Source organism: Staphylococcus sp. HMSC065D05 (genome assembly GCF_001813195.1).
Lineage (GTDB): Bacteria > Bacillota > Bacilli > Staphylococcales > Staphylococcaceae > Staphylococcus > Staphylococcus epidermidis.
In genome coordinates this window covers 59,159-70,809 of sequence record NZ_KV811746.1, presented here as the reverse complement: position 1 = coordinate 70,809, position 11,651 = coordinate 59,159, and the positions used below count along the sequence as shown (strand labels likewise).

12 protein-coding genes and 1 pseudogene are annotated in these 11,651 nt (G+C 29.7%); all 13 read right to left on the bottom strand.

Annotated features, from left to right (window positions below; translation table 11 throughout):
* Window positions 1-116 precede the first annotated feature (116 nt).
* Window positions 117-1,502: a class II fumarate hydratase gene (gene fumC, locus HMPREF2897_RS05370; RefSeq protein WP_070592784.1), complete on the bottom strand. Its 1,386-nt coding sequence runs from the start codon at window positions 1,500-1,502 to the stop codon at window positions 117-119.
* 183 nt (window positions 1,503-1,685) lie between these two features.
* The gene (locus HMPREF2897_RS05365) at window positions 1,686-2,090 is read right to left on the bottom strand and encodes a hypothetical protein (RefSeq protein WP_002446761.1); all 405 of its coding nucleotides are present in this window, start codon (window positions 2,088-2,090) and stop codon (window positions 1,686-1,688) included.
* 151 nt (window positions 2,091-2,241) lie between these two features.
* A complete protein-coding gene (locus HMPREF2897_RS05360; RefSeq protein ID WP_002457885.1) occupies window positions 2,242-2,424 on the bottom strand; it encodes an SAS053 family DNA gyrase inhibitor in 183 nt (60 codons plus the stop codon).
* Between the two features lie 23 nt (window positions 2,425-2,447).
* Window positions 2,448-3,047, bottom strand: coding sequence for a 6-phosphogluconolactonase (locus HMPREF2897_RS05355; RefSeq protein WP_002446763.1), 600 nt, complete (start codon window positions 3,045-3,047; stop codon window positions 2,448-2,450).
* A 157-nt stretch (window positions 3,048-3,204) separates the two neighbouring features.
* Window positions 3,205-3,675 carry a tRNA (uridine(34)/cytosine(34)/5-carboxymethylaminomethyluridine(34)-2'-O)-methyltransferase TrmL gene (trmL, locus tag HMPREF2897_RS05350; RefSeq protein WP_002446764.1) on the bottom strand — a complete coding sequence of 157 codons (471 nt, stop codon included), beginning with the start codon at window positions 3,673-3,675 and terminating at the stop codon, window positions 3,205-3,207.
* Complete coding sequence (queG, locus tag HMPREF2897_RS05345; protein ID WP_002486481.1) at window positions 3,672-4,802, bottom strand: tRNA epoxyqueuosine(34) reductase QueG; 1,131 nt, start codon at window positions 4,800-4,802, stop codon at window positions 3,672-3,674. The genes trmL and queG overlap by 4 nt, the downstream gene beginning before the upstream one ends.
* A 360-nt stretch (window positions 4,803-5,162) precedes the next feature.
* Complete coding sequence (locus HMPREF2897_RS05340; protein WP_070592783.1) at window positions 5,163-5,885, bottom strand: amino acid ABC transporter ATP-binding protein; 723 nt, start codon at window positions 5,883-5,885, stop codon at window positions 5,163-5,165.
* Window positions 5,878-7,296: an ABC transporter substrate-binding protein/permease gene (locus HMPREF2897_RS05335; protein ID WP_371091740.1), complete on the bottom strand. Its 1,419-nt coding sequence runs from the start codon at window positions 7,294-7,296 to the stop codon at window positions 5,878-5,880. The genes HMPREF2897_RS05340 and HMPREF2897_RS05335 overlap by 8 nt, the downstream gene beginning before the upstream one ends.
* A 277-nt stretch (window positions 7,297-7,573) precedes the next feature.
* Window positions 7,574-8,632, bottom strand: a complete 1,059-nt coding sequence (locus tag HMPREF2897_RS05330; RefSeq protein ID WP_002446768.1) for a PTS sugar transporter subunit IIC — start codon at window positions 8,630-8,632, stop codon at window positions 7,574-7,576.
* Window positions 8,633-8,858: 226 nt separating this feature from the next.
* A complete protein-coding gene (locus tag HMPREF2897_RS05325; RefSeq protein ID WP_002491358.1) occupies window positions 8,859-9,707 on the bottom strand; it encodes a trypsin-like serine peptidase in 849 nt (282 codons plus the stop codon).
* Between the two features lie 449 nt (window positions 9,708-10,156).
* On the bottom strand, window positions 10,157-10,837 hold the full coding sequence (locus HMPREF2897_RS13115) for a hypothetical protein (protein ID WP_256276781.1): 681 nt from the start codon (window positions 10,835-10,837) through the stop codon (window positions 10,157-10,159).
* Window positions 10,818-11,420, bottom strand: coding sequence for a hypothetical protein (locus HMPREF2897_RS05315; protein ID WP_012112670.1), 603 nt, complete (start codon window positions 11,418-11,420; stop codon window positions 10,818-10,820). The genes HMPREF2897_RS13115 and HMPREF2897_RS05315 overlap by 20 nt, the downstream gene beginning before the upstream one ends.
* Window positions 11,421-11,532: 112 nt before the next feature.
* Window positions 11,533-11,651, bottom strand: a pseudogene (locus HMPREF2897_RS12765) (N-acetylmuramoyl-L-alanine amidase); the annotation flags it as partial.

The window sequence follows — 11,651 nt, the reverse complement described above, 5'->3', positions numbered from 1 at the left end:
CTGGCTATTTTGCTAGGAATTATGTCCCAGCCTCATTTTCAATTTTGCACCACTTTTATTGTCCAACTCAAATCGTAAAGATTTATTTTTAACCGTAATTTTTATAATCTAGAAAATTAATGTGGGTCTACCATATCTTCTGGTTTTATCCACTCTTCAAATTGTGATTCAGTTACATATCCACTTTCTATTGCAGATTCTTTTAAAGTAAGTCCTTCTTTGTGTGCCTTTTTAGCTATTTGAGCTGCTTTCTCATATCCAATATGAGGATTCAGAGCCGTAACTAGCATTAATGATTGATTTAAATAATTATTAATGTTTTCTTCAATCGGTTGAATACCAATTGCACAGTTTTTATTAAAGGTATTCATTCCATCTGCTAATAAGTAGATAGATTGTAAAGTGTTATGCATAATTACCGGTTTAAATACATTTAGTTCAAAATTACCTTGTGAACTTGCGATACCTACCGTCGTATCATTCCCTATGACTTGTACTGCTACCATAGTTAACATTTCACATTGTGTTGGATTTACTTTTCCTGGCATAATAGAAGATCCGGGTTCATTTTCTGGAATTGAAATCTCAGCAAGACCTGCACGCGGTCCAGAGGCTAGCCATCTAATATCATTTGCAATTTTCATTAAATCTGTCGCTAGCGCCTTTAATGTACCATGTAATTGTACAATCTCATCATGAGAAGTTAAAGCATGAAATTTGTTTTCAGATGATACGAAAGCATACCCTGTGTTTTTGGAAATATATTTAGCTACTTTATGACCAAATTCTGGATGAGCATTAATTCCCGTTCCTACTGCAGTGCCACCAATTGCTAAATTTAAAATATGCTTTTTTGATTCTGATAGTAATTGCTCACATTTTTCTAACATATAGCGCCAACCACTTATCTCTTGACCTAGTTTAATAGGCGTTGCATCTTGCAAATGTGTGCGTCCAATTTTAATGATTGATTGATATTGGTCTTCTTTTTCTTTAAAAGTTTGACGTAAATGGTTAAGTGCTGGCTCTAACTTAGTTTCAACTTCATGGAACAATGCGACATGCATGGCTGTAGGAAATGTATCATTTGAACTTTGAGATTTATTTACATCATCATTTGGATGAATAGCTTCCTTGCTTCCATGTTTCTTAAGGTATTCATTAGCTACATAACTTACGACTTCATTAACATTCATATTGCTTTGTGTACCACTACCTGTTTGCCAAACAACAAGTGGAAAATGATCGTCTAGTTCTCCATTTAAAATACGATCACAAGCATAAACGATGGCGTTCTTTTTTTCATCACTCAATTTTCCTAATTCATGATTTGCTAAGGCCGCACCTCTTTTTAGTTGAGCAAATCCGTAAATGACTTCTATAGGCATATGCTCTTTGCCAACTGGAAAGTTTCGTTTACTTCTTTCAGTCTGTGCACCCCAATATTTGTCTTCTGGTACTTCAATTTCTCCAAATGTATCATGTTCAATTCTGACTGACATTTATATCGCTCCCCCTATTGTTCTTTGTTTAATTGTAGTATAGCACTATTTAAATTAGATGAGCAATGTTGAAATAAACCGTTTTCATTTAAAAGAATATTTTCCTAATAAAATAAAAATGAGTCCTAAATGAATTTTTTCATGCTCATTTAGGACTCATATATTAAAATATTTCTTACTTATTTAATTCTTAGGTTGTTGATATTTTGCTTTAGTAGCCTGAACAATAGCAATTGCTGTTAAAACAAATAGTATCACGCCTATAGTGAGAGTAACAGGACTTATACTTACTAAAACACCTAAAAATCCTGGTAATTCATTATAAAAATCATCCAAGGTGTATGTCAAAACTCCCGTTATTAATAGACAACAAACCACACTAATCATCACACCAGACTGATTACTTTTTATAAAAGTATGTGCATTGACATTATCAATAATACCTTTTGATAAATTAAGTTGAAGTTGTACAATTTTGAACAATAGTGGCAAGTATAAAGCGCCTAAAGCAAGTGGAAAACCTTTTATAGATAATAAACTCACTATAACAGTAACTATAACAAAGTGAATCCAGTATTTTCTTAACATTTAATTAATCTCCTTGTGTTAATGACTGTAAGTATCATATCATAACCAATCAAAAGGAGTGAATATTTATATAACAAATCGTGTGAAAGATAATAAAATATAAAAATCCAATAACTTAACATACTGATAAGCTACTGGATTTATATAAAATCTATTTACTATTTTTAAAATCTGAACGAACTTCGTTATCATGAGGTTGATTTAATTTTTCTTCATCATTTTCCTGTGAAATCTGTTCCATTTCTTTTCCTAATTCTTTTAAATCATCTAAGTCAGTCACCATAGCGTTTTCTTCTTCATGATAATTTAATTTGGAATCTTTTTTGTTCGCCATCATTTATCCCTCACAAATTTATTTTATGCAAAACGTGCAGTGAAGTACTCTTTTACGTCTTCAGGTAAACCTGCAGCCGCTTCTTTATCTAAGATAACATTGACCATACGGTGTGCTTTTAAATCCGATGGTTCAAAACTAGTCTTACCATTTTCACGGTAAAGTTTTTCTACCATATCGCGTTTATTAGCACCGGTAATAACTAAGAAAATTTCTCTAGCTTCCATCAAACCTTGACGAACGCTAACGTCAAGTTTGCCATTTTCATCAATCGTAAGGACTTGCATTGTCAGTTTTCCCTTATTTTCTTTAGTCTTAATCTTATCTGAGATAAAGTCAATTGCATCATTTTCGTAAGAAATTGAATAAATTTGGCCTGTTGGCACACCCAAAGCCTCATAATAAGAATGATTATCATCATAATCTAAAATATTTATTTGACTGAAATCAACTGCATGATTTTCCACATTTTTCTTAAGTTCATCAAACACTGGTGCATGTTCTTTGCCCAAATGAAATCCTGCAATAGTAGTTGGATTATTATTAAACTGCTTACGTAGAATATCTGCAGTATATTCTGCTACTTTTTCACTATTGTCAAATACTTTAAAATTCATTGCCATGTTAACTACACTCCTCTAAGTTTGCTCTTTTAATTAAGTCGATTTAATTTAAAGTATACCCTTTGTATTAATTATCAAACTATTATTTTTTATTGGTTCACAATTAATATAACATTTCTTGGGTTTATCTTGCATTTACTTTATCTATTAACATTAATTATGAAAGGTTAGGATAATCTTGTTGTCTCAAAGCTTCGTAAATCAGTAAAGCAGCAGTATTAGAAAGATTAAGAGAACGTATATTGTCACTCATTGGAATTCTTAGAGCTGTTTTTGCATATTTCTCCTTAACCCAATCAGGAAGACCAGTAGTTTCTTTACCAAAGATAAAATAATAATCCTCATTAGTATTAGAAAAATTAAAATCGCTGTAGGTCTGTTTACCAAATTTTGTTAATAAATAGTAGTGACCTTCTGTATTAGCAAAAAATTCTTCAATACTATCGTGATATGTAATATTAACATGCTCCCAATAATCAAGTCCTGCACGTTTTAACATTTTGTCTTCTGTACTAAAGCCGAGTGGTTTAATTAGATGAAGATGGGTTAAAGTCCCTGCACAAGTACGTGCAATATTTCCTGTATTTGCTGGTATTTCTGGCTGATATAGTACAATATGATTCGTCATTTTTGTTCTCTCCTCATTTGCAAACCTTTTTTCATTTCGATCTGCACTTCTTCAATCTCATTTTCATAATGCGCATCAATAAAAGGTATAGCATCATCGTCTAAAATTTGTCCAATTGCCCAATATGCAGTACCTCTAATCATAGGTCTTGGATCATTTAATGCAACTTCTTTTAGTTCTGGTATAGCACTTTCTTCTTTAAAATGTGCCAAAGCTATAATAGCATTTCTTTGTATTGGTTTTTTACCTCTCCAAGCACCTGCTAAATGTCCATATGTACTTTTGAATTTCTTGTTGCTCATTTGAAGTAAAGGTACAAGACGTGGCTTCAAAATTTCCGGTTCCAAGACAATATCATCATGCTGAGTATTGATACCACGATTTTTAGGACAAACTTGTTGACACGTATCACACCCATATAATCTATTTCCAATTTTATATCGATATTCATCTTGAAGATAACCTTTAGTTTGAGTTAAAAAACTAATACATTTTTGACTATTTAACTGACCATTTCCAACAAGTGCACCTGTTGGGCAGCGATCAACACAAATTGTACAGTCACCACAACTATCTAATAATGGATCATCAGGTTCAAACGGTATACTTACTAACATTTCACCTAGGTAAGACCAAGTCCCTAATTCCGGAGAAATCACAAATCCATTCCTACCCGTGAATCCTAACCCAGCTCTTTCTGCTACTGCTCTATCTGACAATACACCAGTATCCACCATAGATTGGATTTCGACATCAGGTACTTTTTCTTTGATGAAATCAGCTAATTTATCAAGTCTCTTACGCATAATGCTGTGATAATCTTGGCCCCATGATGCCCTAGCAAACATGCCTCGACGATCACCTTTAACACTTTTTGGTGCACCTTTAAGTTTATTAGGATAACCCACAGCTATTGCGATGATAGAACGTGCGCTAGGTAAACTTAGTTTAGGTTCTGTACGTAATGATATATTTGATTCCTCAAAACCCGATGCATACCCCTTTGCATGATATTCCTCTAATTTTTGTTTCAATTCATCAAAAGGATCTGCAGTTGTAAATCCAATACTATCAATGCCTATAGAATGAGCAAAGTCTATAATTTCTTTTTTTAGTTTATTGTTCATAAGCTTTGCCACCTTTTTAAAATTACATATGCTATTCTAACATATGCTATTCTAACATAAGATTATGTATCAGAGTTGGCATAATATTGTGATGATTAAAAATTATAGCCTATGATATAAATCATTATCATAGGCTTTCAAAATTGTGTAGCTTATCGCTATTTAGATTTAAAAATGCATGTTTTAGATAACTTTAACACTATTTATTAATTCAATCTTGAGAAAAGTATTTGTTTCCAAACTTCTATAAGTATTTTTATGATATACTAATTCTCTTTTAAAAGTTTAAAATAATGTCACTATAACAAATTCGCTAACTGAGAATAGTAAACTTTAACTTTTATCATTCGAAAATAAATTTTATAACACTCGTGATAAAAAATTTTGAGTTCGACTGTGTTGAGGATTTTCAAATATGTTTTGTGGTGTACCAGATTCAACCACAACACCATCGGCCATAAATACCACTTTATCACTTATTTCTTTAGCAAAGTTCATCTCATGCGTGACAATCACCATTGTCATACCTTCATTCGCTAATTGTTTCATTACTTTTAAAACATCCCCTACTACTTCAGGATCAAGTGCAGAAGTTGGTTCATCAAATAACATAACATCAGGTTCCATTGCCAAAGCTCTTGCAATAGCAACTCTTTGTTTTTGACCTCCAGACAGTTGATTAGGATATGAATCTGCTTTATCTTTAAGCCCCACTTTTTCAAGTAAATATAAAGCTTTCTCTTTTAATTGATCTTTACTAGCTTTATGTAATAAAAGTGGTGCCAACATTACATTTTCAATGACCTTTTTATGAGGAAATAAATTAAAATTTTGAAATACCATACCCATTTTTTGTCGTAAATTATCTAATTGAACATTATGTTGGGTTAATTCATTATCTTCAAATATAACTTTACCTTTTGAAGGTACATCTAACAAATTCATACAACGGAGTAAAGTACTTTTACCACTTCCAGATGGTCCAATTATTGCAACCACTTCACCCTTATCAACAGTAAGATTAATATCTCTCAATACTTCATTTGCTCCAAATTTTTTATTTAAATTTTTAATATTAATCACTGGCACTCATTCTCCCTTCAATAAAATTCATAACACGTGTAAGTGCAAATGTAAGTAAGAAATATAGTAATGCTGCAACTAACAATGGTGTGAATGGATCAAAAGATATTCCTTGTACAACTTGTGCATTAAACATGATTTCACTCACTCCAATTGTGGAAACTATAGACGATTCTTTAATCAAGGTTACAAATTCATTACCTAAAGCAGGTAAAATTTTCTTAATTGCCTGTGGCATAACTACTGATTGCATAGTCTGTCTATAATTCATTCCTAAACTTCTAGCAGCTTCAGTTTGTCCTTTATCTACAGCATTAATACCAGCTCTAAAAATCTCAGCAATGTAGGCTGAAGAATTTATAACAAGCGCAATAGTACCACAAATTAAAGCTGAAATATCTAACCCCAAAGCTGCAGTAGTCCCAAAAAATACAATGAACACTTGCACAAGCATTGGAGTACCTCTTAAAAATTCTATGTATATACCTGCTATCCATTGTAATGGTCTAATTTTACTTAATTTTAATAAAGCTATAAAAGAGCCTAAAATAGACCCCAATACCACACCTACTAATGAAATCAAAATAGTATTTTTAATTCCTTTAATAAAAAAACTGCCATATTTAGAAATAAAATTTCCATCATCTTGCATATCTTCGGCTGCTTTTGTCATGTATTGATCAATTAAATTTTTTTCTTTTACATTATCAATTGTTTGATTTAACTTATCTAAAAGTACAGGAGAGTTCTTAGGAACAGCTATACATGTTTGTTTCTTTTCTTCATTAAATTTAGTCTTTGAAAATGTTAGTTCAGAATTTTGTTTTAAATAGGCCTCACCTACTGGTTTTTCAACAACTACACCCGCTACTTTTCCACTTTTTAAAGATAATATAGCCTCAGGTAATCTATTGAGCGAAGAAATTTTACTATCTTCAATCTCAGTTTGTGCAATTTTTTCTTGATCTGTTCCTTTTTGTGCAGCTATGTTTTTGCCTTCAAAATCTTTGATATTTTGATAACGTTTTGCTTCATCTTTTTTAATCATCATCACATTGTTTGTAATCATGTAAGGTTTTGTAAAATCCACTTCTTTTTTTCGTTCGGGAGTTGTCGTCATACCGGATATGATAATATCGATTTTACCGGTCTTAAGTGCACCTAATAAGCTATCAAATTGCATGTTTACAATTTTTAACTTTAAATGATTATCTTTCGCAATTTTTTTAGCTAATTCTATATCTACACCTGCATATTCAGTTTTACCATGTATCGTCTTTTCAAATTCTAAAGGTGCATAATCAGCTGATAATCCAACTCTTAGTTCTCCTCGATTTTTAATTTTAGTCCAATTTTCATCTTCATTTGCATATGTACTCGAACTGATAAATAACGTGAAAGTACTTAACATTAATATTATGATTGATAACATTTTGAACAAACACTTCATTGTTTTAACCTCCTTTTTAATAATTATACATTATTATACATAAATACTCATACGTGCGCAATTAGATTTCCAAATATTGTATAAAAAAATACCCGAGACATTGAGTATCTCGGGTATTTTATGCTATCTAAACTTAATAAATATGTTCATTAAGTTATTCAAATTTCAGCTTATAACTTAAGAAAAAACAAAGAGTTTGTTATATATCATACACTAATTCCTAATATAATAATTAAAATTAATCTTTTGAGATTTCAAATTTATAAATCTCATCACTGTAAGTACTTAATACTTTTTTACAAATTTTATGTACAATAAAGGCACCTACAAATGGTATAACGAAATATCCAATAGCTAATAAAATAATATTCATAGATGGATTTCCCGACATACGGTTTAATGCATTGATGGGACCAACCAGTCCAGTATAACCAAAACCAGCAGATAGTGCAGTCCCTTTAATTTTTAAAATATATGCAACTATACCACATATGACTCCATTAATTGTCAATGGAATAGCTATAATTAAATGCTTTAAGTAAACAGGAATCATCATTTTAGCAGCACCTATGAGTAATACCACGTTAACTCCTAGAGAATTAACTCTTAAAGATCCAAATAAAAAGGTTACACAAGCTGCAACTATTCCCATATTTGCAGCACCACTTCCTAAACCAGTAAGATTAATTGCTGTTGCTATAGCAACTAACGAGATTGGAGTTACCATTAATAAAGAAAATGTTACACAAATTAATATAGACATTAATAATGGATTTAATTCTGTGAACCTGTTTACTAATTTTCCTAGTGACTGCGTAATGACTTGAACGTAAGGTAATGTTAATAACCCTATTAATCCACTAATTACAGGAACTAAAACGGGTAAAATAATCATTTCTAAGGAACCTAATTTACCTTCTAAAAACATATAAATGAAACAAGCTAATATAACTACTAAAATTACATTTATAATATCTCCAATTCCTTTTAATTCAATTGTTTGTCCATTATAGTGTACTGCTCCAGAACCTAGCATTGCTGAAATACCAATTATTGCAGCACCTGTACCTTTAAATTTAAATTGGTGCGCAGCAAGAACTCCTATAATAAAAGCCATAAAAGATTGTATGATTGTTACTAGCTGAAAAATCGTTTCTAGTACATGATTACCTTCTTTAAAGAATTTTAATAATTCACCTAATAAGGCATTAGGTAATAATGCAATAACTACACCTGCACCTACTGCATTCAAAATGTTGTTAAAAAATCGCTTTCCATTGATTTGCGAATGACTCATGTTAAACCTCCATTTAAAACATTAAATTAATCGTATTATAGAAACGAAATATAAACAATCATTTAATATCAAATTTCATGTCAATAATTAAAGAAAAGTGAGCAATTATTCTTATATACGGATAATATTTAACATTTACTTATTAGATAAAAAAAGCATCCAAGGTTAAATTGTACATTTAACCAATGGATGCATACACTATATATATTATAAAAACTAAATTTAATTATTGAATATTTATATCAGGTATATTGTTTCTTAGGAATTGCTGAACGAAATCATTTATATAAACACTGCTATTGTATTTATTATCTACGCCACCATAATGTATTCCAATAACTTGATTTTTACCATTAAATACTGGAGATCCAGAGTTTCCACCTACAGTACTTAGGTCATATCTTAATTCCTCGCCACCAATATAGACAACCTTACCTACACTTTCCCACATTGTGGCTAACGGTTTGTCACCAGGGTAACCAGTAACAGTGATGTTTTCATTAATTCTAGTATCTGTATTGCTACTTATAGTTGCAGGTTTAACTACTTGCCCAATATGTTGATTATGTTCGTTCGGTGACACTCTTAAGATTGCTAAATCACTATTACCAGGATACGGTATGATTTCTTGACCCACAAATTTGCCATTAGGATAGTCATTTTCATTTTTAGCTGAAGGATGGACACTAATATTTCTTGGATTACCCTTAGCTCCATTAACGACGTGTTTATTAGTTAATATTTCATTTTCACCTACAACAACACCTGAACCACTCATATATCCACCATCTATTGGTATATAAATAAAACTAACAGCATCATAATGACCTTGTGTAGTATTAAAAATTTGATGTCTATTATTATTAGGCAATATTACACTTGGGTAACTTTTATTTTGACTTGGTTTAATATTATGGCTCGAACTATTAATATCTAAAACATTTTTGTTTTCTGTGCCAAGTGAGGAATGATTATGGCTTTGTGTATCGGTTTTTGCATAAGAAGTATTTACCATTGTAGTAGTTACTAACGCTGCAATTGTCATTGTACATATAGATAAAAATCTCTTTTTCATATGATAACCTCCAAAAATTATAAAAATTATTTTTTAATAACAGCCGTTATAATTAAATTATATATATAAACTGAAAAAATATGTGATTAAATGCCTAAATGTTAAAATAAAAATCCTATCTGTTTGCATTTTATTAAATATTATACTTATTTATTTAAATATTTTTTATAAGAATTTGGACACAATTATTAGTAACTTACTTATTTATAAAATTTTAGAGACTATCAAATGATAAATAACAATTAGCTCTTAAAAAATAAAAAAAGTGAAAACATTAAACTTACAATGTTTTCACTCTAAAAAAATTTGAATTTATACCGGTGGTCGGGATAAATTCCCTTTATAAACATTAATGTATCAACACTTATTTAAACTTCGTGACCATATCGTGACCAAAATTTTAAAACTAGTTTCTACCATTATATAATTAGTTTCTCGCTCGTAAATTATTACGAGCTTTTTTCATCTAAATACTGTTTAATGTTTTCTACAAAATCAGTCACCAATGAAGTTACATCTCCTAAAAATCGGAATACTTCCATTCCGTTTTCTATAAAAATATATTCTTCTTCATAATGTTCACCTGAGTGATAAATCGGTTCTACATCACTCTTAATACTCTCATTCAAATTTTCTCCATAATCAACTTTTTGTGTTGAAGTAAAATCTTTAATAATTATTCCATTAGGGTACGTTGCACGTTCTGTTGTTCTAGTTACATATTTAGAATGCTTATTAATAAAATTATGTTTTTCATTATTATTCATATCATTAAGATTTTGGTATAAAACATTTTGAGTTAAATTTTTGATTATGTTAAATAATTTATCGTCAATAGTATGTTTGAATTTATTTTCAATCCTTTTTCTATAATTTGCATCATCTAGATTTTTTGTATTATTAGGTACATTACTACCATAGTTTTCTTTCTTATAAAATTGAGATAATGCATATTCTAATGGTGAATTTAAAGTATGTAGTAACGTATTAATCTTTAGTTGATCATAAGCATTTAATCTCTCTTTTTTCTTTAGTAATTCAATTTCATATTTTACATACTCAATTTTATAAATACAATTTTCATACCAATCTAAATCTTTAAGTAATACATCATCTTCTAATTTTTTCATTATAATTCCCCTCTTTATAAGATGTTTTTTCTATATATTTATATTTAGGTTTTTCTATTTGAATTTCTCTATATATTAAATATTTTTTTGCTTCTTTCTCTTTTATATCTTGTCGAGACTTCAAGAAATTTAATGTAAATGTTGCTATAACTAGAAATAAAAAAATAACAAAGAAATGATTATTCCATGGTTCCATAGCTATTGGTAAGTTTTTCTTAAATTCTTTATTATGATTTTCCAAAAATAATTTCGGAAAATTAAACATCGATATAAATGTAGTATACAAGCCAGTTAAAAGAGTCAAAAAAGGCGATAGATTGTAAAAATTATCATAAATTTTATGCACCATTATAAAATATAAGAGATCAAATATAAATGAAACTATTATAATGGATCCAATGTAAATAGCCAATACAGCTAAAGAAGTTTCAACATTTTCAATAAAAATAGGTTTAATAATTTTATTTATAAACAAGATAAACAATTTATTAAAATTATATGAAATGAACACAAATGAAATTACATAAAATATAAACAATATATATTTTATTAATATGTGGAATTCTTGTAAATAACTTTTCATCGACATACCCCTTTATTTTTAAATTATATTATACCCATTATTAATAAAAACAAACATTTATAAATTAACAAACATAAAAAAAGGGTAACCAAAAAAATGGCTACCCTTTTAATTATTTATATTCTTCTTCTACTTCAATAGTGTGCTTATGCACCCACCCGTTATTGCTAGGCGAATATGTTCTACACCAAATGTTACCTTGTGGATCTTGAATTTCTTCAAAAATATAAA

Bases quoted from the DNA above. Each gene is read 5' to 3' on its own strand.
- HMPREF2897_RS05315 (WP_012112670.1), bottom strand. From the start codon at position 11,420: ATGAAAAGTTATTTACAAGAATTCCACATATTAATAAAATATATATTG.
- HMPREF2897_RS05330 (WP_002446768.1), bottom strand. From the start codon at position 8,632: ATGAGTCATTCGCAAATCAATGGAAAGCGATTTTTTAACAACATTTTG.
- HMPREF2897_RS05355 (WP_002446763.1), bottom strand. From the start codon at position 3,047: ATGGCAATGAATTTTAAAGTATTTGACAATAGTGAAAAAGTAGCAGAA.
- trmL (WP_002446764.1), bottom strand. From the start codon at position 3,675: ATGACGAATCATATTGTACTATATCAGCCAGAAATACCAGCAAATACA.
- HMPREF2897_RS05365 (WP_002446761.1), bottom strand. From the start codon at position 2,090: ATGTTAAGAAAATACTGGATTCACTTTGTTATAGTTACTGTTATAGTG.
- fumC (WP_070592784.1), bottom strand. From the start codon at position 1,502: ATGTCAGTCAGAATTGAACATGATACATTTGGAGAAATTGAAGTACCA.
- HMPREF2897_RS05325 (WP_002491358.1), bottom strand. From the start codon at position 9,707: ATGAAAAAGAGATTTTTATCTATATGTACAATGACAATTGCAGCGTTA.
- HMPREF2897_RS13115 (WP_256276781.1), bottom strand. From the start codon at position 10,837: ATGAAAAAATTAGAAGATGATGTATTACTTAAAGATTTAGATTGGTAT.
- queG (WP_002486481.1), bottom strand. From the start codon at position 4,802: ATGAACAATAAACTAAAAAAAGAAATTATAGACTTTGCTCATTCTATA.
- HMPREF2897_RS05335 (WP_371091740.1), bottom strand. From the start codon at position 7,296: ATGTTAAGTACTTTCACGTTATTTATCAGTTCGAGTACATATGCAAAT.
- HMPREF2897_RS05360 (WP_002457885.1), bottom strand. From the start codon at position 2,424: ATGGCGAACAAAAAAGATTCCAAATTAAATTATCATGAAGAAGAAAAC.